Genomic DNA, 21,895 nt, shown 5'->3' on the forward strand with positions numbered 1-21,895 from the left:
ATGGAAAGCAAATTACTGGAGTACTACAACCGCGAACTCGCCTGGCTGCGTGAGATGGGCCAGGAGTTTGCCGGACGCTACCCAAAAGTGGCCGGACGCCTTGGCATGCGTGGGATGGATGTATCCGATCCTTATGTCGAGCGCCTGATGGAAGGCTTTGCCTTTCTTACCTCCCGCGTACAGTTAAAAATGGACGCCGAGTTTCCGCGCTTCTCCCAGCGGTTGCTGGAGATGGTCGCGCCGAACTACCTGGCACCGACGCCCTCAATGGCGATTGCCGAACTGCAGCCGGACAGCGCCAAAGGCGATCTGAGCAACGGGTTTGTGGTGCCGCGCGGTACGATGATGGACAGCCAGGTGATGAAGAAGAATGGTGTCACCTGTAGCTACACCACCGCCCACGACGTCACGCTGCTGCCGCTGAAAATTAGCCAGGTTGAGCTTGGCGGCGTGCCTGCCGATCTCCCTCTGGCGCAGGTCGGTTTAAGCCAGCGCGGCGCGCAGAGCGCGTTGCGTATTCGCCTGAGCTGCGATGGCCCGGTCAATCTCAGCCATCTCGATTTCGACCGTCTGGAGCTCTTCCTGAGCGGGCCGGACATGCAGGCGCTGCAACTGCTTGAGCTGCTGATGGAGCACCAGGTAGGTATGGTCTGCCAGGCAAACGCGCCGCAGGCGGCACTGCATGTGCTGGCAGATGACGCGCTGCGCCAGGAGGGCTTTGAGGCTAACCAGTCTCTGCTGCCTGACGACCTGCGCAATTTTGACGGTTACCGCCTGCTGCAAGAGTATTTTGCTTTCCCGTCGCGTTTTCTCTTTATCAGCCTGCAGGGGCTGCGCACCATGCTGGAGAGCAGCGGCGAAGCCAAATCCTTCGATATCATTATCCTGCTTGATAAAGCGGACGGTCAGCTGGAGCGGGTGGTGGATAAGAGCCATCTGGCGCTGCACTGCACGCCGGTCATTAACCTGTTTCCAAAGATCGCCGAGCGGCAGAAACTGAGCGAAAGCCTGCACGAATACCATCTGGTGGTCGATAACATTCGTCCGCTGGATTATGAGATTTACTCGGTTGGCAAAATTCACGCCAGCGTTGATGGTCAGCGCGATGAGCAGACCTTCCGGCCGTTCTGGAGCAGCTGGAGCCAGGATGAGGGCAATTACGGTGCCTACTTCTCAGTGCGCCGCGAGCAGCGCGCGCTCTCTGAGCATGCCCAGCGCTACGGCACCCGCACCGGCTATATCGGCTCTGAGGTCTTCGCCTCGCTGGTGGATGAGCAGCATGCGCCGTGGCGAGAAGATTTACGCTATATCACCGCAGAAGTGCTGTGCACCAGCCGCGATCTGCCGCTGATGCTGCAGCAGGATATGGGGCAGTTTGTGCTGCCCGATTCGCTGCCAGTGAAATCACTCAAGCTGCGCAAAGGGCCGACGCCGCCGCGTCCGGCGCTGGCGGAAGGGCTCAGTACATGGCGTTTAATCAGCCAGCTGCAGATGAACTACCTCAGCCTGATGGATGGCGAAAACGGCGAAGGCGCTGCGGCACTGCGCCAGCTGCTCGGGCTCTATACCCGGCTGGCGGAAGCGCCGGTGGCGCGCCAGATTGAGGGCGTACGCCACTGCGTGCTGGAGCCGGTGCATCGCCGGGTGCCGGAGCCGGGGCCAATTGTCTTTGCCCGTGGTGTTGGCATTACCCTTACCGTTGATGAGCAGGCCTTCTCCGGCTTCAGCCCGTGGCTCTTTGGCAGCGTGCTGGAGCGCGTCTTTGCCCGGCTGGTCGGCATGAACAGCTTTACGGAGTTTACCCTCAAGAGCCAGCAGCGCGGCGAAGTGGGCTACTGGCCGCCGCGTATGGGCAAGAGGGCGCTGATATGACCGACACGCCCGCGCTCAAGCCTGCGATCGTCCGCCTGAACAGCTTGCCGGATGCCTTCTGGCAGAACGTGATGGCGACGCCGTGGCGTTACGATCTCTTTACTCTGCTGCGTCGTGTGGATGCGCGCGGCGGTGAGCGTTACCCGCTGGGGCGCGCGCCGCTGCCGCGCTTTGAGTCACTGCGCGTCGGGCAGACGCCGTCGCTTAGCTTCGCGCCGGCAACGCTCGCCGGGGTGAAAAAGCGCGAAGCGTCGCCTTTGTATGATGTGTCGATTTACAGCTTCGGCCTTTTTGGCCCTAACGGCCCGCTGCCCATCCACCTGACGGAGTATGCGCGCGAGCGTATCGACCACCATCAGGATGAGAGCATGAGCGCCTTTGCCGATCTGTTCCATCACCGGCTGACGCTGCTCTTTTATCGTGCCTGGGCCGATGCGCAACCGACGGTCTCTCTCGATCGCAAAGATAATAATCGCTTCGAGCACTATATCGCGTCGCTGATCGGCATGGGACAGCCAGGACAGCTGGAGAAGGGGACGCTCAGCCCCCATTCCCGCTTCGCGCTGGCAGGGCACTTAACCCGCAACGGACGCGATCCCGAGGGGCTGGCAAAGATCCTGCGCGGCTATTTCAACGTGCCGGTCCACATTGTGGAGAACGTTCCGCAGTGGATGCCGCTCAGCCCGCGCGAACGCGCGCGCCTGCAGGGGGGGCGACACGCGCCGCGTCTGGGGCAGTCTACCTTTCTTGGCGAGGCGGTGCGCGATGTGTGTCATAAATTTCGCATTGAGATCGGCCCGCTACCGGCTGAAACCTACCGGCGCTTTCTGCCGGGAGAGAAGTATGTCGCCGCGCTTCGCGACTGGGTGCGCCAGTATCTGGGCATTGAGTATCAGTGGGCGGTGAAAGTTATCCTGCGCAGCGAAGATGTTGTCGGCGCAGCGCTGGGCGGCGACAGCCGTCTGGGGTATAGCGCCTGGCTCGGTATGCAACCGAGACCAGAAGCGCGTGGAGATTTGGTATTTAGCCCGGAGGGGTAATCCTTCGATTTTGCATCCCTGTCTGACGTCTGCACATAATCATTCGCGTTGCGTTGCACGGTAAGCCGGCGTATCCCGGACGCTTACACCCGTAAGCGACAAAGGAGATGGGGCCGCCATCGACGAGACAGCACGAAGGATGAAGTGCTAATTAATTATGAATAATGGAAGAACCCATGTCAGAAATCAGCCGCGCCGTCTTATTCGGCAAACTCGACACACTCTTATTCACCTCGCTGGAGAGCGCCACCGCGTTTTGTAAACTGCGGGGTAACCCTTATGTGGAGCTGGTTCACTGGCTGCATCAGTTGATGCAGCAGTCGGATGGCGATCTGCAGCAGGTTATCCGCCACTTTTCACTTGATGAGCAGGCGTTAACGCGCGATATCGTCGCGGCGCTGGATAAACTGCCGCGCGGCGCAAGTTCCGTTTCCGACCTGTCAGAGCATATTGATACGGCGGTTGAGCGCGCATGGGTCTACGGTTCGCTGAAATTTGGCGTGACCCGCATTCGCGGCGGACATCTGTTAGCGGGGATCCTGAAAACGTGGAGCCTCGCCAACGTACTGAAAGGCATCTCCCCGCAGTTCGATCGCGTCAGCGCCGATGCGCTGCTGGATAATTTCGACACCATTTGCGCCAACAGCAAAGAGACGCAGCAGGCAACGGTTGCGCTGAATGATGAAAGCGGCGTTGCCGCTCCCGCTCAGCAGGGAACGCTTGCCCAGTATGGCCAGGATCTCACCGCGCGTGCGCGTGATGGCAAGATCGATCCGGTTGTCGGGCGCGATGAAGAGATCCGCCAGATGGTCGATATCCTGATGCGCCGTCGCCAGAATAACCCATTGCTGACCGGTGAAGCCGGGGTGGGTAAAACCGCCGTGGTCGAAGGCCTGGCGCTGCGTATCGCCAGCGGCGACGTGCCTGAGCCGCTGGTTGACGTTCAGCTGTGGCTGCTTGATATCGGCATGCTGCAAGCGGGCGCGGGGATGAAAGGGGAGTTTGAAGCACGTCTGCAGGCGCTGATTAACGAAGTGCAGTCCAGCCCGACGCCGATCATTCTCTTTATCGATGAGATCCACACGCTGATTGGCGCTGGCGGCCAGCAGGGCACCGGCGACGCCGCCAACCTGCTGAAACCGGCGCTGGCACGTGGACAGCTGCGCACCATCGGTGCCACCACATGGGCTGAGTATAAAAAATACATTGAGAAGGATCCGGCGCTGACCCGTCGTTTCCAGACCGTACAGGTCGCCGAGCCAGACGAAGAGAAAGCGGTACTGATGCTGCGTAGCACCGTGTCGGCGCTAGAGAAACATCACCGCGTACTGCTGCTGGATGAAGCCGTGGTTGCCGCCGTGAAGCTGTCGCATCGCTACATTCCGGCGCGTCAGCTGCCGGACAAAGCCGTTGCTCTGCTCGATACGGCCTGTGCCCGCGTTGCCGTTAGCCAGAGTTCACCGCCGCCGCAGCTGGAAGATTGCCAGCACCGCATCGACGCGCTGGACGTGGAGATCGAGATCGCTAACCGTGAAGCCAAAGTCGCCGTTGGCGACAGCGAGCGCGTGGTGAAATTGCAGGCCGATCTGGAGAAACTGGCCGCGCAGCGCGACGAGCTCACGCAGCGCTGGGAGCAGGAGCAGGCGCTGGTAGACAGCATTATCGCCCAGCGTGCGCAACTGCATACCGCGCCGGAAGAGGCGCTGACAGAGTTACGCGCCACCCTTACTGAGCAGCAAAATGCGCTGCGCGCGTTGCAGGGCGACGAGCCGCTGCTCTTTACCTCCGTGGATGCCAACGTAGTTGCCGCCGTGGTCTCTGACTGGACCGGCATTCCGCTGGGCCGGATGGTGAAAGATGAGATCGACGCGGTGCTGAAACTGGCCGATACCTTAAATGAACGCGTTATCGGTCAGCGTCACGGTCTGGAGCTGATTGCCAAACGTGTTCGCACATCGCGCGCGCGCCTTGACGATCCGAACAAGCCGGTCGGCGTATTTATGCTCTGTGGCCCGTCTGGTGTCGGTAAAACCGAAACCGCGCTGGCGCTGGCGGAGTCGCTCTACGGCGGCGAGCAGAACATCATCACCATCAATATGAGCGAGTTCCAGGAAGCGCATACGGTCTCTACCCTGAAAGGCGCGCCTCCGGGCTACGTCGGTTATGGTGAAGGCGGCGTGTTAACGGAAGCCGTGCGCCGTCGTCCCTACAGCGTGGTGCTGCTGGATGAGATTGAAAAAGCGCATCCCGATGTGCATGAGATCTTCTTCCAGGTGTTCGATAAAGGGTGGATGGAAGATGGCGAAGGTCGCCATATCGATTTCCGTAACACCATTATCATCCTCACCTCCAACGTGGGTACCGATCTGATTACCGGCATGTGCGCCGATCCTGAGCTGATGCCGGAGCCGGACGCACTGCGTGACGCGCTGCGCGCACCGCTGCTGCAGGTTTTCCCGCCTGCGCTGTTAGGCCGTCTGCTGGTGGTTCCGTACTATCCGCTGAGCGATGAGATGCTGGCGATGATCGTGCGTTTGCAGCTTAAGCGCATTCAGCGCCGTCTCGAAGAGAACCATGGCATCATTTCCGAAGTGGATGAGAGCGTGGTTGAGCAGATCGTTGCGCGCTGTACGGAAGTGGAATCGGGCGGCCGTATGGTTGACTCCATCCTTACCAACACTTTGCTGCCGCTTATGAGCCAGCTATTACTCGACGCCAGCGCGCGAGACGAGCATTATAAGCGTTTACGTGTCACGTTTGAGCAGGGTGAGTTTCACTGTCAGTTTGCGGCGTAACGCCATTATCAAGAGAGTTTTCCAATATGACGGATCACGATAACAACCGGAGTGTACCGAACGCGTTGCCACCGGGATATCGCTTCAATGAGTTTGAAATTAAAGAAGTGATCGGTGGTGGAGGGTTCGGCATCGTCTATCGCGCCTGGGATCACCAGCTTGAGCGAACCATCGCGATTAAAGAGTTTATGCCCTCTTCGCTGGCAGTGCGTAACGACGACATGACGCTGGTGCTGCGCAGCGAGCGTTTCAGCAAGGCGTTTACCGCCGGTTTGAACAGTTTTATCCAGGAAGCCCGTTTACTGGCCCGTTTTAACCACCCGAACCTGCTGCATGTGCTGCGTTTCTGGGTGCAGAACGACACCGCCTACATGGGGACGGTGTTCTACAGCGGCACGACGCTGTCGCGCCTGCGCGAGAAGAATCCGGCACTGATCAATGAAGCCTGGATCCGCCGCATGCTGCCGATGCTGCTGGGGGCAATCAAGACCATTCACGATGAGGGTTATCTTCATCGTGATATATCGCTGGATAATATCCAGATTCAGGAAAACGGCTTGCCGGTGCTGCTTGATTTCGGCTCCGCGCGCCGCAGTATTGGCTCAGTTTCTGATGAAACCGAAACCATGCTGCGCCCGGGCTACGCGCCGATAGAGCAGTATACCGATGACAACGACAGCGAGCAGGGGCCGTGGACTGATATCTACGCCCTGGGCGCCGTGCTGCATACCATGATTATCGGCTCACCGCCGCCGGTCAGCGTAGTGCGCAGCATTCAGGACACCTATGTCCCGCTGACCCAGCGCGGGCTGCCGGGCTACTCTCACGCGCTGTTGCAGGCAGTCGATCGCGCGCTGGCGCTGAAGATGGAAGATCGTCCGCAGTCGGTGGATGAGTTTGCCGCGCTGATTGAGATGCCGGTCGCCGGGATCGACGATGTGCTGAACGTGAAGCAGCCGGGCACCATGCTGGTGCCGGTTGAAGAGACGCCGGAAAAAGTCGAGGTTGCTGGCTGGCAGCGCTACAAACTGCCTGCGCTGGTCGCGGCAGGGGTGATTGTTGGTGTTGTCGCAGGTGCGCTGCTGTTCAGCAGCAGCTCGGAGCCAGAAAAGGCCGCGACGGAAACAGCAAGCAACACGCAGCCACAGCAGAACAGCACACCTGTTGAGCAGCCGCGCCAGACCGAGCCGGCCGCGCAACCTGCGACACCGCCAGCACAGAGCCAGAGCGAAACGCCGAGCGCCGCACCGGTGGTCTCGCAGGCACCGATAGCGCAACTCTTTGTTCGTATGAACGAGGGCGAGAAACTGACGCTCAACGGCGAAAGCCAGTCCGTTTCACCAGCCACCAACGGTTTTGCCTCCCTGAAAGTGAAACCGGGTCGCTACGAGCTGGTGCTGGAAGGCAATGGTCAGACTCGCAGCCAGACTATCGATATTGCCAACCCGGGCACCTGGCTTATCAATCCGCAGCCGCGTTAGTCGTTGTTCACCCGGGCACCCTGACCCGGTCACGCGCGGGAGCGTCATCCCGCGCGTATCATTTCACCTTGCCGCAGGGAGCAATGGCTTCTTCTTTTCATCACGACCTTAGTCTCGTCCGACATACAAAAAAGACAGAACTATGAATTTATTAACACACAGTAATAACGGTGGCAGTGAATTTACGTTTGTTGTCTCTCGTGCCAGTGCCAAAGCCGATGATAAGGTTCATACCGTCGCCGCCAGAAAGATCCGCGAGCTGGAGATGACGCTCACCGATTTTCACCTCGAATCTACCCAAATGTTAGACGTTGATGGCAATCCCGCCGTCGAGCTCTTTTATCAGTTCAGCAATGACAACCGGATAATTTATCAGCGGCAAACTATCATTTTGCTGGCCGATCCCGCTGCGGGTCAGAAAATGGTCAGCTATGTGGGGACCTGCCCGGGCGAATTCAGTGAGTCTTATCAACAGCAATATCAGGAAATTATTCAAAGCCTGAAATTCCATCGCGCTCGCTAACGCTGCACTGCCAGGCTCACCCTTCATCAAAATCAGATGTCACAGAGGACTTCACCATGCAAGACAGGATCACGGTCAAGCTGCCCGTAGACGGCCTGCTTTTCTGGAAACTCACCGGTCGCGAGGCGCTGTCTGAGGCGTTTGCCTTCTCCCTGACGGTGCTGGGCACCGACGCGCGTATCGACCGCAGCCAGCTGCTCGGCCAGCCGGTGACGGTGAATGTACCGACGCAGGGAATTGCCGGCGGCATGCGCCATTTCAACGGCAAAATCACCCGCGTGGCGGTGAGCGCCACGGAGATGTCCGGAACGCGGTATGCGGTCTACCGGCTGACGGTGGAGCCGGACGTGTGGCCGATGAAGCGCGACCGCAACCTGCGAATCTTCCAGGAGCAGACGGTGCCGCAAATCGTGAAAACCCTGCTTGGCGAATACCAGGTGAACCTTGAGGACCGCCTGACGGGAAGCTACCGGAGCTGGGGCTACTGCGTACAGTACCAGGAGAGCAGTTTTGACTTCATCAGCCGTCTGATGGAGCTTGAGGGCATTGCCTACCACTTCAGTCACGAAGCCGACCGGCATGTGATGGTGCTGACGGACGCCGCCACCGAACACCAGCCCTTCAGTGGGTACGAAACCATTCCCTACCACGCGACGCCGTCCGGCGGCAGCACCAGCGAAGAGGGCATCAGCCAGTGGGCGCTGGAGGACAGCGTGACGCCGGGCATCTACAGCCTCGATGACTACGACTTCCGCAAACCAAACGCCTGGCTGTTCCAGGCCCGGCAGAACCCGGCCTCGCCGCAGCCGGGGAGCATTGACGTCTATGACTGGCCGGGACGCTTTGTCGAGCACGGTCACGGGGAGTATTACGCCCGCATCCGCCAGGAGCGGTGGCAGGTGGAGCACCAGCAGATTCAGGCCACCGCCACGGCAACGGGTATCGCACCCGGCCACACCTTCGCACTTTATAACGCCCCGTTCTTCAGTGACAACGGCGAGTACCTGACCACCGAGGCAAACTACTTCCTCGAGGAGAACCGCTATGCCAGCGGGTCAGACGGCGAGACGGTGCACCGTACCGACTTCACCGTGATTCCCTCGTCGGTGGTGTTCCGCCCGGCACCGGTAACGGCGTGGCCGAAAACTCACGGCCCGCAGACGGCAAAAGTGGTCGGCCCGCAGGGTGAGAGCATCTGGACGGACAAATATGGCCGCATAAAGGTGAAGTTCCACTGGGACCGGCAGGCGAAAGGGGACGACACCAGCTCCTGCTGGGTGCGCGTGTCGAGCGCCTGGGCAGGCCAGGGCTTCGGCGGGGTACAAATCCCGCGCGTGGGTGATGAGGTGGTGATTGACTTCATCAACGGCGACCCGGACCGTCCGATTGTGACAGGGCGCGTCTACAACGAAGCGAGCATGCCGCCATGGTCACTGCCCGATGATTCAACGCGCATGGGCTTTATGACGCGCAGTAAGGATGGCAACAAAGACAACGCCAGCTATCTCTTCTTCGAGGATCGCCCCGGCAGCGAAGCCGTTGAACTGCACTCCGAAAAAGACATGAAGGTCTCCGTCGAAAATGACAAGACGGTCAACGTCGATGGCAACCGCACCACCACTATCCTGAAAGAGCAGAAAGATGATGTTACCGGTGATGCGTCGTTTTATTACCGTGCGAAGCGTACGACCACGGTCGATCAAGAGGAAACCACCACCTTTAATAACAGCCAGACGGAAACCATTAAGAATGGGCGTGCGCTGAATATCACCAGCGGTGGTGATGTTGTTAATATTAAGGATGGTCGTGTTACCGATGTAGCAGGCACGGATTTGCATCATGTGACTGAGCTCGTTACGGAAAAATTTGATGGCGGGCTTAACACTACTATTGCGAAAGGGGTCGCGCTTAATATCACGAGTAACGGGAGCCTACAAAATATAAAAGGTAATGTGTTAGTTAACGTTGAAGGGGATTATACAAAGCTGGTATCAAGAAAGATTGTGATAAAAGCACCCAGTATAGTTTTTGATTCTCCCTCGGTTGAGTATACACATAAAGAAGAGAAAAGTTTTTGGGAGGACTACTTTAGCTTCAAGCTTGTTTCATTGGCATTTAAAGGCGGCGATGCATCAGTATCTTTGTTGTCTTCTGCATTCAAAGGGATGGCCTATAATAAAACTGGCTTTGAAGTTTCTAAACAAGAAGGTAAGGTGGCATTTAGTACAGCTTTACATCATTCTCAAGCAACTTTCCGGAGCATGGCTTTTGCGCTCATGCTGTTAGTATGAATAGATTAAAAGGCAATATCATGGGTTTTTTACTGCTGATTGCAATGGCTGCTGTGTTTTTAATCATTATTTATAAGGGCACGGCAAAATACAATAAGTTAATGCACGATGGTCGCCCTATTATGGCAACGATAGAAAGTGTGACTCCGGTGAGTTCAGATGATGCAGGTAACACAACGATTGTTTATACTCTTAATATCGAAGGGCGACATGTTAAAGGTAAGGAGAAAATCGATACTTTTCATGCTCCACAATTACAGCCGGGCATGAGTATTAAAATAATGTACATAGATGATAATAACTATATGTTTGTTTTTAAAAAATGAAGACGCAAAATTCATAGATTGGGTTTATGTTAATTTATTTTGGAATTTGAGATTTTTCAACTAAATTTATGCGTCGTATAATTACATGGTCTATTCTTGTTTTCAAAAAAATCTTTGTTTTATCTTTTACATAAGAATATAGAGTGCGTTCTGTTGAGTATAATGTCTGTGTTTTCTGTATGCAGGATGAGTCGGACTGTGATTCGATGTGTTTATTTTACGAGTCCCCATACTTAATAAAAAGAGCAAGCGCCATGATTTATGCGCAATATTTACACTTTGTTTTTCCTGTCGTTATTTTTGTCATCGTTTTGTCAATAGTCATTCTTAACTATAAAAACGACCGAATTGAAAAGAAATACTTAGCAATCCAGTATGTGTTGAGACGACGATTACTAAAATAGTCCCCGATACGCCTTAGAAACTTGGCGTTGTTAATATCGAGGTGGATTATGAATTTAAGAGCGTAAATGGCACTGCTCATCGCAATAAAAATGCACGAACAGTGATAAAAACGATGGATTTATATAATTAAAAAATTGGCACAAAGGTTCCCATTGTTTATTTGAAGACAGATCCTTCCTGTAACATGCTAAATAAGAAGAATGAAATGCCACATTAGTTTATAAGTATTCATTTTTCGTGCTGGGTTTCATTTACGTGTTTTATCAATGAAGTCTGGCTGAAAATATAGATGATATTGGTTTGTTAGTAGATTTTGGATGCGTCTGATTTGAATGATTATGTACTAAAGTAAAATTTAATGCCTCGATGTGAGGCAGAGGTTTTATTCATAACTCTGCACCTACTTTTCCGGAAAAATTTAGCGTGGCTCACTTTTTGTTTAATTCATATTTTACTACTATCATAGGTATCGTCATTGTCTGCGCCGGAGTGATTGCTTATTGCTATCACACCGGCGCTATTTACGATAAGTTTAAAAAAGAGGGAATCAGAGTCGAAGCTAAAATAATAAGCAAAGAAAAAATAGGTGCGTCAGGCACAGGGAATACAAAATTCCGTATGATTGTTGAGTTTCCAACCGAGGATGGCATCGTTAGGGCAACGGCTAAAAGATTTTTCACACCTGAGGATCTTATTAAAGTGATGAGAAACAATACCGTTATTCTTTACTATATGCCTCATGCGCCACAAAACGTTCTTCTCATGCCAAACGAAATGGAATGAAGATTTATACTTAAAAGGCCATCTGTTCTTCGGTGTTAATATGCCGACCACCAAAGCACACAATATTAAATAGAAATCAATATGCGAGGCGGATGGATGTCTGAATCGACATTATGGAGTATTGCCCTTTCAGTAATTGTAATAGGTTGGATGGCTTGCAGTGTTATTAAAACAGGTGTTGATGACACGAAGTTTCGAGCCAAAGGGGTAAAGGCAGAAGCGCGGATTATTAATAAAAAAAACATAGGGGTCTCGGGTACTGGCAACATGAGGTTCAAAATGGAGCTTGAGTTCCAGACAACGAATGGAACTACTCGCGCCTGGGCTACGCGGTTTTTTACGCCTGAAGAGCTGATAAAAATAATGAGGAAAAATACTGTCTTATTGTATTACTTGCCGGAAAACCCTAAACAGGTGTTTCTCGTGCCAGAGGATATGGACTAGAGTGTGCTTAATTTTGTTCTGCCCCAACTTAAGATAACGACGTCAATATCTATAGCGCGAAACCTGCGTAGGAGACAATGAATGACTAATTTTTTATGGAAAGAGCATAAAGCGATATGATGGGGTTGCTATTAGCACTCGGGATATTTGCCAGTATCATTATATTGTGTTTTATGTCAGTCGCCAGAAGAGAGAAAATCCTTCGTGAAGGAAGGCCGGTTATGGCCATAATCGAAAAGATAAGACCTGTTGCCACTGATGATGCTGGAAATACAACAGTAGTATATACCTTGAATGTTGAAGGGCGTAAAATTCAGGGGCGAGAAAAAATTGATACCTTCTATGCTCCCCAAATGCAGAAAGGTATGAAAATAAAAATGATGTACATTGATGATAAGAACTTTGTTTTTATTTTTGATAAGTAGTTCTTCTGAAAAATAACTCACTATAGTGGTTTCTTAAAAAACCAGTCTCATAAGTTATTCTTTTTTTAAATTGGATTTAGAGGAGGGTTAATGGCTCTGGAGGAGTACTCTGAATATTTTATGTATGGGGGTGTCATTTTAACAATAACAGTCACCGTATTTTTTTTCTTATTAGAAAGACAACATAAAAGCGATGTTTCAGGAATAAAGCATTATCTCTCCAGCAATCGTTGGCAGGGTGAGGTAATGCAAACAAACATTGAATCGTGGAAAAAAATAAACGCCAGGTACGGGAACGATCATTTTTATGATGTTAACTTTTTCCTGCCCAATGACAAGCAATTATACACAGCGAAAAGCCTAATTGCCTCTGATCAAGCGCATATGCTGAAAAAGGGATTGACTATAAAAGTTAAAAAAGGGGCGAAAGGTAAAATGGCCGTCATTTCAATATGCTTCAATAATGAGTGTTAATTGTGATGGGTAAAAAAGATAGAGTTGTTATTAACTTTTATGAGCTACAAATACAGTTGAAAGATTAATGCAATATATAATGATGATAAAAGTTAACCTAAAATAAACTAACGATATAATTTTTATAATGTCTGTATATCTATGTGGTTACAGCTATTATAATCGTTGTTGAATAATATGTTCTTTTTACTTTAATCGATTTTTGAGCTTCCATTTTGATAGGCACTATGATCAGTAGGATCGTCGATTATTTTATGTGAGGGCAAAGCGTGTCTATTGGCAATGATATTGGGTTGTTGTTAAGTATAGCTGCACCTTGTGCATTAATAGGTTGGGTGTACTATACCGGATCTGTCTATGATAATTTTAAAAAACATGGGGGCAGGACTGTAGCCAAGATAACAAATATAAAGCAGACCTCCACTTCAGGGGCGGGTTCACTACAGTGCGTTTTTAGCTTGTCATTTAAAACATTCGATGGGAAAGAAATTCATACAAACCACACTCAGGTTGTCACAGTGCTGGATTTAATGAAGCTTGAGCGCGAAAGGAAACTAGATATTTACTATAATAAAAAGGATCCGGAAAAAGTTTGGCTGATTTTGAAAGGGCATTATTAATTTTGCATATCTCATCACAGTTGTTATATAGATTTTAGAGTGGTTATGGGGGGTATGTAATCGAATGTTCTCATTCTGAGTGCAATAATAAATTTTTCTGCAGTATAACAGTTTTAAATATATTCGATGCTGATGACTTTTTCTACCAATAATTTGTAAAATTCAGGACGTCTGTATGCTTATCCCAGGCAAGGTGAGATAAACTTATGACTGAGTTCATGTTTGAAATTATTATTTGTGTGCTCATCTTTTCCTTCTTCATCGCTTACGGTTTTTATCTGACAAATAAAAGAGATAAATTGATGGAAGTGGGACGGCCTGTGCTTGCAGAAATTATCAATATTAGACCTGTAAGCAGTGATGGCGCGGGCAATACAACCGTTGTATATGTCCTTAATATAGGAGGCCATCTTTTAAAGGGGACTGAAAAAATTGATACATTCTACGCCCCTCAGTTGCAGAAAGGTAAAAAGATAAAGTTGTTTTATAAAAATGACAAAGAATACATGTTTGTGTTTGATAAATGACCTAAACTCCATTTGTTTTTATTGTGGATGGTTGCATGTGAGCATAGTGTCGAATTGTTCAGGGAGGCGATGGTGTATATTTCTTACTTTGTAACTTATCCCTTGCTCGTTCTATTTTTGGGTATGTTTGTTTTCTTTTGTTATAACTTTATTATGGCAGGCAGAAACGCTGTAACCATAGAGCCTGAGGATTCTGTAGAGGGTTATGGTGAAATAATTAAAATTCGTAGCACCAGTGGCGGAAACGCTTCCTTCGTTAACGTTCTTATCCAGGTGAAATTAATAACAGCTAATGATAAAGTCGTCAACACAGAGGGAAAGGCTGTAATCGATGTTACTAAAATTTCGGAGTATCAAAAAGGTGCGAAAGTGCCATTGGTTTACTCAAGAAAAGATCCTATGAAGATCAAGCTTAAAATACCTTCTCCCCTGGATAGATAAATTAATGGTGTCGTCAGTTATGCCGTAAGGAGGGTTGAGTATGGAAATTTTTTATATAATTTTGATAATCTTCATAGGTCTCTTATTTGGCGTTTTTCCTATGGCAAGATTCCTCTACACTTCGTTATATCCATATCTTAAAAGTGTTTTTATGCAAGAGGCTGTCTTAAATACTGGCATAAGCGTTAACGCGCTAATCATTCACGCCTCTCAAACTAGCAGTTATGATGGACATCTACCGATTTACAGGTTGACACTAAGTTTTGAGACACTGGAACAGCAAACGATAGAATCGACAATCATGAAACCGCTGAATTTTAGCGAAATCGAACGGTTTACTGCCGGAAACTACACGATCATTAAGTACGATCCAATCAATCCTGATCATATTGCTATTACAGATAAACCATTAGTTTTAGGTGATTGAAATTAGTGCATTTTACTTGGCTATCCACCAAAGCAATTTGGCTTTAATATTTTTCGAAAGTTTGAGTGGCGTTTGGAATGCAAGCGTTGTTAATAATTAGTGGTTGCATTTAATGCTAAGAAGTTACAGCTTAATATTTGAGTAAAAATAATGACTGGCGATTGTCAATGAATTTTTATACTCGAAAAAAATACTGTAACATGTTTCTAAACCATGGAAATGACGCAATACAATGATGGCGCAACGGTTCCGATCGTTTATTTGCGCAGCGATCCCACACAAAATAAACATACTCTTGCGAGCGTACTGAAATACCCCTTTTCTCAGACGCCAACACCACTCTTAATCTTCCAAAGGAAGTTATATGAAGATTATCAAACCGCTGCGGCTAAGCGTGCTAAACCGTCCGTTCCGTTTGCATGGCCAGAACCATCTGGGCGTTGCCGTGATGGCGCTTGCTGATATGAGTGCTGCGCCAAAGCTTCGTCCCGAAGTTGAACTCTGGCAACTGGCGGCCAGCGAGCTGCAAACTAGCGGCGGCGTGCTGGATATGGCGATGCCGAAAGCGCGCGCTGAGTTTCTCGCTACCGGTTACGCGTATACGCAGCACCATCAGGATAAAACAGCCTGTGCGGTTCGCATCGAAGTCGACACGCTGACTAAAACCCTCGCCGTTACCGGCGATCGTTACTGGGCAGGCTCAAGGGCGACCGCACCGAAACCGTTTGAACAGATGCGCCTCGACTGGAGCCGCGCGTTTGGTGGTGAAGGATATGAAGAGAACCCGCACGGCATCGGCGCGGTGTTGGAAAACCATAACGGCACGCAGTTCCGTCGCCTGCCAAATATTGAAGCCCTGCAACAACGCGTAGTTTCGCCGCGCATGAAACCGGAGCCGGCAAGCTTTGGGCCGCTGGATCTGACATGGCCGCGCCGTTTCCGCCGGATGGGCAAAAACTACGATGCCCGCTGGCTGCAGAATGATTTCCCCGGTTTTGCCCCGGATATCGACTGGCGCGTGTTTAACGCCGCCAGCCCCGATCAGTGGTGGGAGGAGCGCGACTCGCTGCCGCCGCAGGCCGCCTGGCGCATCTGGAACATGCACCCGCAAAAGCCTGTGCAGGAAGGCACTTTACCGCCGTGGCAGGCGCGCTGCTTTATTCAGCGCCAGCGCGGGGAGGAGATCCTGTTTGATGAGATCGCGCTGCGTGCAACTACCGTCTGGTTCTTCCCCCACCTTGAGCAGATGGTGCTGATTTGGCACGGCAACCAGCGGATCAACGAAGATGATGCCGCCGATGTGCTGCACCTGATGCCGGCGCTGGAAAAAACGGGTGCGACACGCTCCGTTAATCACTACCGCAAAGTTCTCACTCAGCGTCTCGATAAAGAGAAGGGGGCACTGTTTGCCTTCCGCGAAAAAGATTTGGTGCCGGAAGAGGCCATTGGCCCGTGGATCGACAATGAGGTACAGCAAAATCACAGCCCGATGCGCGAGAACCAGAATGCGCGTGCCACGCAGTTGCGCGAGCAGCACCGGGCGCGGCTGGAAGCGCAGGGTAGCGATGTCAGCGACCTGATGAAAGCGTTTGAAGAGCCCGAATTGCCCAAACTTGATGAGCTGCCTGAGTTTATCGACGAGATGGAGCGTAAAGCAGCGGAAATGCAGCAGCAGGCCGAGGCACGTAAAGCGGAGATGGAAGCAAAATATCCTGACGCCGCAAGCGATGAAAATCGCCCGCGTGGCCCGGAATCGATGCACCGTATGAATGATATGCTCGAACGCAACGCTTCGCAGATGAGCGAGAAAAAGCTGGCGCAAAGCCGTGAAGCGCTGCATCAGATGTACCTTATGTCCGCTGCGCAACAGCCGCCGGCGATCAAACTGACCGGCGATATCGCCCTGATCATTCGCCAGCGCGCCGAACGCACCATGGCGCAGGGTGGCGACTTTAGCGGGCTCGATTTAACCGGGGCCGACTTCTCCGGCATGGATCTGCGTGGGGCAAACTTCACTGGCACCCTGCTGGAGTGCGCGAATTTGAGTGATTGTAAGCTTGATGGCGCGAACTTCTCTCAGGCGATGCTGGCGCGCGCCGATTTACAAAATGCCTCATTGCGCGACTGCTGCCTCGACAAGGCCAGCCTGGCGCTGGCGCAGTGTAAAGGCACCGGTTTTCAGGGTGCGCAGTTCAATGAAACCGAGATGACCGGCGCGTTGTTCGATACGTGTGACTTTAGCCATGCCCGCCTGAACAATCTGTTGTTGCGCGAAACAGGTTTCAGCGAGTGCTGCTTTAACCATGCCACTATTGATAGCGGCGTTTTTATGGAGCTGACGCTACCGAAGCCGGATTTCAGCCACGCGGTGATGAATAAAACCAGCTTTATCAAGTGCGAGCTTCAGCATGCCAGCTTCGCTGCGGCTCAACTGGAGAGTTGCTCATGGGTGGAAAGTCAGCTGGAAGAGGCGAATTTCGCGGGTGCCATGCTGGTGACCTGCGCCGTCGCTTCTGGCGGCACGCTTGCCAGAGCGAATTTTAGCGGCGCGCATCTCAAGCAGAGCAACCTGCGCCAGGCCGTGTTAACCGGCGCGCGCTTTACCCGAGCCAGGCTCAATAATAGCGATCTCAGCGAAGCGCAGTGCGAAGCGGCGGATTTTAGCGGCGCAACCCTCACCGGCAGCATGTTTATTCGTACCGATTTTCGCCGTGCACGTCTTAACGAAGCGAATCTGATGGGCGCGATGTTGCAGAAAAGCCGCCTCGAAGGGGCCGATCTCAGCTTTGCCAACCTGTTCCGCGCCGATCTGTCGCAATCTTTTACCAGCGAGACGACGCAGCTCCAGGGCGCTTATACCAAACGGGTTAAAACATTGCCGAAGCGTGACGGGGAGGTGATATGAAGAGATTAACGGCCGCAGAGCTACAGCAGAAAATTAAGGGCGGCGAAGCGATCATGGAACTCAGCCTCGACGACCTCGATCTGCAGGGCTGCGATCTCTCCGGCGCGATTTTTCAGGAGGTGTCATTGCAGGGAGCCAACCTGCAAGGCGCAAACCTCAAAGAGAGCGTTTTTACCGAATGCCAGCTGAGCGGCGCAAACCTTAAAGCCACCCTGCTGGAAGAGACGGTATTTAACCAGTGCGAGATGGCGGGCATCACCGCCAGCGGCGCGACGCTGACCCGCTGCGTCTTTAATGACTGCAATCTGGCAAAGAGTGATTTTTCGCGCATAAGCAGCGAAACCAGCCAGTTTATGCGCTGTGCGCTGGAGCAGAGCCTGTTCAGCGGCTCGACCTTCGATCGCTCCACCTTTTATGAGACCCCGCTTGGCGGAGCAAAGCTCGATAACTGCACTAATCTGATGACCACGCTGTTTGGCATCGATCTGCGTGATGTCGATCTGCATGATAGCCAGTTTGAGCGCACGGTCTTTTTCAACTGCGATCAGCGTGGCAAACACTATGCGAAGCATAAGTTCACCGGTTGCCAGTTTACCGATAACCAGCTTGATGGCGCTGATTTCAGTGGTGCACAGCTTACGCAGTGTAACTTTAAAGGCGCATCATTAAAGCAGGCGCAACTTCGTGGCGTGAATGCCACCCAGGCACTGTTTATGGAAGCGGACTTAAGCGGAGCGCAGGCGCAGGGCAGCCTGTTCGATCAGGCAATTTTTGTCGGCGCGACGCTCAACAAGGCCAGCTTTAAGCAGAGCCGCTTCTTCCAGAGCATCCTGCAGCAGACGGCAGCGCAGGAAGCGGAATTCACCCTGTGTGATTTGACCTATGCGGACTTCTCTGCCGCCGATGTCCGGCTGGCGGATTTTCGCGGTGCGACCTTTTCGCGCACCCGTTTTCATCGCGCCCGGCAGGACAATGCGCGCTTTGCCGATCGTAAAGGCATCCTTGAATATGACGAAGAGTTACTGGCGGCGGAAGCCTGGAGCGCCGAACGCCATAGCAGAATTTACGGAGACTCAGTATGACGAATATTAATCACCAGCTGCTGATGGCGGCGATCCCCGGCGGACAATTCTCCGCACAGGTCACTCACTGCTTTGAGGATGGCAGCCTGATGGTTGAAAGCGAAGGCCGCGGCTGGCACTGCCGTCGCGCCGTGAGCTGCGTCATCGCTCCGCAAGCGGGCGATACGGTGCTAATCAGCGCTGTCGATAACCAGATGTGGCTGCTTGCAGTGCTGGAGCGCCAGAACTCGACCTCTGCCGCAGAACTGAGCGTGCAGGGCGATTTGCATATTGCCAGCCAGGGGGCGCTGAGCCTGAGCAGTGAAGCACTCAATATCAGTGCGGCAAAAGGGGAGTGTCATATCAGCGAAATGAATTACAGCGGCGACAAGATCTCCGCCTGGGTATCCCTCTCGCGTATTGTCGGCAAACGAGCGGAATCGGTCTGGCAGACGGTGACGCAAATCAGCCAGCAGCTGTTTCGCACCACGCGCCAGACGGAGCATGTTCGCGCCGGGCAACTGGATATGAAAGCGGAAGATTATCTGCGCATGCACGCGCAGAATACGGTGATCACTTCAAAAGCGATCACCAAAGTCGATTCTGAACAGATTCATATGGGCTAAGGAGAGAGTATGTTTGCTAACTGCCAGCTGATGGGCGTTGACCTGGCGTTTCCGGACGTCTGTCTGACGCCAATGCCTGCTCCGACACCCATTCCCTATCCGGATATTGCGCTCGGGCCAACGGCGATTCCGAATGCGCTGAATATCCTTTTTATGGGGATGCCCGCGCACAATATGGCTACGGTCACGCCGCTCACCAATGGCGATAACCCTGGCGTCGCAACCGGCGTTGCATCCGGCACCGTGATGGGGCCATCCCGACACCTGACGGGCGCCTTCACCGTTCTGCTAAAAGGCACACCGGCGACGCGCTTAACCAGCGTAAGCCTGCAAAACTCCACTAATGCAATCGGCATGCGTATCGTGCCGAGCCAGTTCAAGGTATTGATGCTGGCACCTTAATCCAACAATTTAAGCAGAGCATTTTTATTAAAAATAGAGGCGCATCGGTTTCACCTGATGCGCCCTGACTATTTTCGAAAACAGCAATTTATTATAAAAATGCTGAGTTATATTTACCAGACTGGTTGTTTACGCAACCTCAGGCAGTGTTTTTTTAATTTTAAGCTAATCGGTTGATTAGGTGGTTAATAATTCACTATCAGATTTCGCATGCTGGGTTTTGTTTTTAAGATTCGCCGCAAAGTTTTTTAATATTAAAATGATTTGAAGCAAGACAGGAGAGGGGAATGGAGTCGATACTGGGTCCGCTTATCATTTTTGGCGTCGTTTTTTGGATTGGATGGTTATTCTATAAAGATGCGCGAATAGAAAAGCATGGTGTTGTTCTCAACGCTAAAATCATTTCTATGCGTGAAACGAGCTCTAATGATGGTGGCAGTTCAAACGTACGTTACTCACTTTTGGTTGATTTTCCTGATGGGCAGAGGCTGGTCGAAGGTAAGAATACCGTTTCTACTTTTTATGGAAGCCAGCTTGAGCCGGGAAAAGAGATTAAAATAAAATACCTTGATGATAATAATATTGCGTTTATCTTTAATAAATAAGCAGGCTGTTTATTTTTATTTTTCACTTGTAGTGAATGATGGCGCTCAGGAAGTTGCTTGTGAATAAATAATCAATCTCAATAATACTCAATTAAGTGAGTGCTGTTAATGGCATACTGGAAATATATCAATTATGTTTTAGGCATGGCCTTTCTGAGTGTATTTTTATATATGGTGTTAAGATCCATTAAAGATGGCATCCTCGAAAGAAAAATCAGAAAAGACGGCGTCTATGTTGATGGCAAAATTACGGCTGTGATGCCGGGGACGCCCACTACAAACGGGTTAGTGAATATTACTGTGGATTATTTTTTTATTGATCATAATGGCATGACCCTGACAAAAGAGAAAGTCTTAACTGTTATAAAAACAGTGGATTTATGTAATTACCAGGTTGGTGAGCCTGTGCCAGTTATTTATCTTAGAACAAACTCTTCAAAGAATTTTTTGAAGGAGACTAAAGGTCTTTTAGATAAGTAATTTTTTCAGAATTACATTTTTTTCATACGGCCAGATGCAATTGAGTTGAACGGTAATTAAAAATCAATCTGAACGATAAGTTATTTGGCTTTTGATTTCAATTAAATATACATATCACCGGCGTGCCGGGAATTACAGATAGTATGTTTTGGGGATATGTTTGTAAAGTAAGTGATGCCTCAGATGTCATGCTGTTTTTATTCAATAGGGTTACCCATGGGGAGATAAATAAAAGAAGCAGGGACGTTATTCGATATCGATAAGCAGTTTGTATTTTACTTGTATCTTGCGGTAGAAACCGCAAGGAAAGAGGGGTTTGAGGCGAATTAAGCCTATATTGAATTCAAAAGAAGGCTGTTGAGAGCGCGAAATACTATCAGGTTTTTTCCTTTGAAGAGGTAATCCCTGAAAGTTGAATGGGTTAAGTTATGGTGATGACATTAATGGGTTTATTAATTGTTATTTTAGCCTTTGCAATATTGGTGATTTATGTTTACATAGATAAAACCAGATATGATAAATTAATGCTCGATGGGTGACTTGTTATGGCAATGATAGAAAACGTGACGCCAGTGAGTTCTGACGATTCAGGTAATACAGCTATCTTTTATACCCTAAAAGTGAAGATAGGTATATGGAAGGTAAAGGAAATATAGATAGCTTTTATGCTCCTCAATTAAAGCCTGGAATGGTAATAAAAATAAAGCACATAAATGACAAAAACTATACTTTAGTTTATTAAGAAATAAAACACCACAATTCTTATGTTAAATCCTTTTCTATAGTAAAACACCTTAGCGCTGTGCGCTTTTTAATTTTTACTCATAGGAGTATAATTGCATATTTATTCTTTTCCAAAAAAATCTCGTGATTTTGTTTTTTTACCTTTGAACATAAAATGTAGTCTGTAGAGAATAATTCCAGTATTTTCCTTTTAATAAG

At 50.6% G+C, this 21,895-nt stretch carries 21 protein-coding genes; all 21 read left to right on the plus strand.

Annotation, left to right across the window (positions count from 1 at the left end):
• Entirely contained in the window at nt 1-1,872 is a 1,872-nt protein-coding gene (tssF, locus tag N7V53_RS10265) for a type VI secretion system baseplate subunit TssF (RefSeq protein ID WP_023480090.1), read from the plus strand.
• Complete coding sequence (tssG, locus tag N7V53_RS10270; RefSeq protein WP_279793303.1) at nt 1,869-2,912, plus strand: type VI secretion system baseplate subunit TssG; 1,044 nt, start codon at nt 1,869-1,871, stop codon at nt 2,910-2,912. Before tssF ends, tssG begins: the two co-directional genes overlap by 4 nt.
• 176 nt (nt 2,913-3,088) lie before the next feature.
• Nucleotides 3,089-5,707, plus strand: coding sequence for a type VI secretion system ATPase TssH (gene tssH / locus N7V53_RS10275; RefSeq protein WP_270222496.1), 2,619 nt, complete (start codon nt 3,089-3,091; stop codon nt 5,705-5,707).
• A 26-nt stretch (nt 5,708-5,733) separates the two neighbouring features.
• On the plus strand, nt 5,734-7,188 hold the full coding sequence (locus N7V53_RS10280; RefSeq protein WP_279793305.1) for a serine/threonine-protein kinase: 1,455 nt from the start codon (nt 5,734-5,736) through the stop codon (nt 7,186-7,188).
• Between the two features lie 142 nt (nt 7,189-7,330).
• Nucleotides 7,331-7,711: a DcrB-related protein gene (locus N7V53_RS10285; protein ID WP_023480152.1), complete on the plus strand. Its 381-nt coding sequence runs from the start codon at nt 7,331-7,333 to the stop codon at nt 7,709-7,711.
• A gap of 56 nt (nt 7,712-7,767) precedes the next feature.
• Nucleotides 7,768-10,002, plus strand: a complete 2,235-nt coding sequence (gene tssI / locus N7V53_RS10290; RefSeq protein ID WP_279793306.1) for a type VI secretion system tip protein TssI/VgrG — start codon at nt 7,768-7,770, stop codon at nt 10,000-10,002.
• 20 nt (nt 10,003-10,022) lie between these two features.
• On the plus strand, nt 10,023-10,328 hold the full coding sequence (locus tag N7V53_RS10295; RefSeq protein ID WP_279793307.1) for a hypothetical protein: 306 nt from the start codon (nt 10,023-10,025) through the stop codon (nt 10,326-10,328).
• Between the two features lie 828 nt (nt 10,329-11,156).
• Nucleotides 11,157-11,516: a hypothetical protein gene (locus N7V53_RS10300; protein WP_279793308.1), complete on the plus strand. Its 360-nt coding sequence runs from the start codon at nt 11,157-11,159 to the stop codon at nt 11,514-11,516.
• Nucleotides 11,517-11,612: 96 nt separating this feature from the next.
• Nucleotides 11,613-11,960 carry a hypothetical protein gene (locus N7V53_RS10305; protein WP_279793309.1) on the plus strand — a complete coding sequence of 116 codons (348 nt, stop codon included), beginning with the start codon at nt 11,613-11,615 and terminating at the stop codon, nt 11,958-11,960.
• Between the two features lie 221 nt (nt 11,961-12,181).
• Nucleotides 12,182-12,385, plus strand: a complete 204-nt coding sequence (locus tag N7V53_RS10310; RefSeq protein ID WP_279793310.1) for a hypothetical protein — start codon at nt 12,182-12,184, stop codon at nt 12,383-12,385.
• 90 nt (nt 12,386-12,475) lie between these two features.
• Nucleotides 12,476-12,859 carry a hypothetical protein gene (locus N7V53_RS10315; protein ID WP_279793311.1) on the plus strand — a complete coding sequence of 128 codons (384 nt, stop codon included), beginning with the start codon at nt 12,476-12,478 and terminating at the stop codon, nt 12,857-12,859.
• 269 nt (nt 12,860-13,128) lie between these two features.
• The gene (locus N7V53_RS10320; RefSeq protein WP_279793313.1) at nt 13,129-13,479 is read left to right on the plus strand and encodes a DUF3592 domain-containing protein; all 351 of its coding nucleotides are present in this window, start codon (nt 13,129-13,131) and stop codon (nt 13,477-13,479) included.
• A 206-nt stretch (nt 13,480-13,685) separates the two neighbouring features.
• Entirely contained in the window at nt 13,686-14,006 is a 321-nt protein-coding gene (locus N7V53_RS10325) for a hypothetical protein (protein ID WP_279793314.1), read from the plus strand.
• Between the two features lie 69 nt (nt 14,007-14,075).
• The gene (locus tag N7V53_RS10330) at nt 14,076-14,447 is read left to right on the plus strand and encodes a hypothetical protein (protein WP_279793315.1); all 372 of its coding nucleotides are present in this window, start codon (nt 14,076-14,078) and stop codon (nt 14,445-14,447) included.
• Nucleotides 14,448-14,487: 40 nt separating this feature from the next.
• Entirely contained in the window at nt 14,488-14,874 is a 387-nt protein-coding gene (locus N7V53_RS10335; protein WP_279793316.1) for a DUF3592 domain-containing protein, read from the plus strand.
• Between the two features lie 364 nt (nt 14,875-15,238).
• Entirely contained in the window at nt 15,239-17,779 is a 2,541-nt protein-coding gene (locus tag N7V53_RS10340) for a DUF2169 domain-containing protein (protein WP_279793317.1), read from the plus strand.
• Nucleotides 17,776-18,861, plus strand: a complete 1,086-nt coding sequence (locus tag N7V53_RS10345) for a pentapeptide repeat-containing protein (RefSeq protein WP_279793318.1) — start codon at nt 17,776-17,778, stop codon at nt 18,859-18,861. The genes N7V53_RS10340 and N7V53_RS10345 overlap by 4 nt, the downstream gene beginning before the upstream one ends.
• Entirely contained in the window at nt 18,858-19,466 is a 609-nt protein-coding gene (locus N7V53_RS10350; RefSeq protein WP_279793319.1) for a DUF3540 domain-containing protein, read from the plus strand. Before N7V53_RS10345 ends, N7V53_RS10350 begins: the two co-directional genes overlap by 4 nt.
• A gap of 9 nt (nt 19,467-19,475) precedes the next feature.
• Nucleotides 19,476-19,868 carry a DUF4150 domain-containing protein gene (locus N7V53_RS10355; RefSeq protein WP_007371701.1) on the plus strand — a complete coding sequence of 131 codons (393 nt, stop codon included), beginning with the start codon at nt 19,476-19,478 and terminating at the stop codon, nt 19,866-19,868.
• Nucleotides 19,869-20,155: 287 nt separating this feature from the next.
• Nucleotides 20,156-20,473 (plus strand): hypothetical protein, encoded by a 318-nt coding sequence (locus N7V53_RS10360; protein WP_279793320.1) that lies wholly within the window; start codon nt 20,156-20,158, stop codon nt 20,471-20,473.
• 108 nt (nt 20,474-20,581) lie between these two features.
• Nucleotides 20,582-20,953, plus strand: a complete 372-nt coding sequence (locus tag N7V53_RS10365) for a hypothetical protein (protein ID WP_279793321.1) — start codon at nt 20,582-20,584, stop codon at nt 20,951-20,953.
• Nucleotides 20,954-21,895: the final 942 nt, after the last annotated feature.

Source organism: Kosakonia sp. HypNH10, assembly GCF_029850615.1.
GTDB classification, from domain to species: domain Bacteria; phylum Pseudomonadota; class Gammaproteobacteria; order Enterobacterales; family Enterobacteriaceae; genus Kosakonia; species Kosakonia cowanii.

Coding starts and splice junctions, on each gene's coding strand:
- N7V53_RS10365 (WP_279793321.1), top strand. CDS start 20,582: ATGGCATACTGGAAATATATCAATTATGTTTTAGGCATGGCCTTTCTG.
- N7V53_RS10360 (WP_279793320.1), top strand. CDS start 20,156: ATGGAGTCGATACTGGGTCCGCTTATCATTTTTGGCGTCGTTTTTTGG.
- N7V53_RS10330 (WP_279793315.1), top strand. CDS start 14,076: ATGGTGTATATTTCTTACTTTGTAACTTATCCCTTGCTCGTTCTATTT.
- tssG (WP_279793303.1), top strand. CDS start 1,869: ATGACCGACACGCCCGCGCTCAAGCCTGCGATCGTCCGCCTGAACAGC.
- N7V53_RS10350 (WP_279793319.1), top strand. CDS start 18,858: ATGACGAATATTAATCACCAGCTGCTGATGGCGGCGATCCCCGGCGGA.
- N7V53_RS10345 (WP_279793318.1), top strand. CDS start 17,776: ATGAAGAGATTAACGGCCGCAGAGCTACAGCAGAAAATTAAGGGCGGC.
- tssF (WP_023480090.1), top strand. CDS start 1: ATGGAAAGCAAATTACTGGAGTACTACAACCGCGAACTCGCCTGGCTG.
- N7V53_RS10340 (WP_279793317.1), top strand. CDS start 15,239: ATGAAGATTATCAAACCGCTGCGGCTAAGCGTGCTAAACCGTCCGTTC.
- N7V53_RS10325 (WP_279793314.1), top strand. CDS start 13,686: ATGACTGAGTTCATGTTTGAAATTATTATTTGTGTGCTCATCTTTTCC.
- N7V53_RS10335 (WP_279793316.1), top strand. CDS start 14,488: ATGGAAATTTTTTATATAATTTTGATAATCTTCATAGGTCTCTTATTT.
- tssH (WP_270222496.1), top strand. CDS start 3,089: ATGTCAGAAATCAGCCGCGCCGTCTTATTCGGCAAACTCGACACACTC.
- tssI (WP_279793306.1), top strand. CDS start 7,768: ATGCAAGACAGGATCACGGTCAAGCTGCCCGTAGACGGCCTGCTTTTC.
- N7V53_RS10305 (WP_279793309.1), top strand. CDS start 11,613: ATGTCTGAATCGACATTATGGAGTATTGCCCTTTCAGTAATTGTAATA.
- N7V53_RS10285 (WP_023480152.1), top strand. CDS start 7,331: ATGAATTTATTAACACACAGTAATAACGGTGGCAGTGAATTTACGTTT.
- N7V53_RS10315 (WP_279793311.1), top strand. CDS start 12,476: ATGGCTCTGGAGGAGTACTCTGAATATTTTATGTATGGGGGTGTCATT.
- N7V53_RS10280 (WP_279793305.1), top strand. CDS start 5,734: ATGACGGATCACGATAACAACCGGAGTGTACCGAACGCGTTGCCACCG.
- N7V53_RS10295 (WP_279793307.1), top strand. CDS start 10,023: ATGGGTTTTTTACTGCTGATTGCAATGGCTGCTGTGTTTTTAATCATT.
- N7V53_RS10310 (WP_279793310.1), top strand. CDS start 12,182: ATGGCCATAATCGAAAAGATAAGACCTGTTGCCACTGATGATGCTGGA.
- N7V53_RS10355 (WP_007371701.1), top strand. CDS start 19,476: ATGTTTGCTAACTGCCAGCTGATGGGCGTTGACCTGGCGTTTCCGGAC.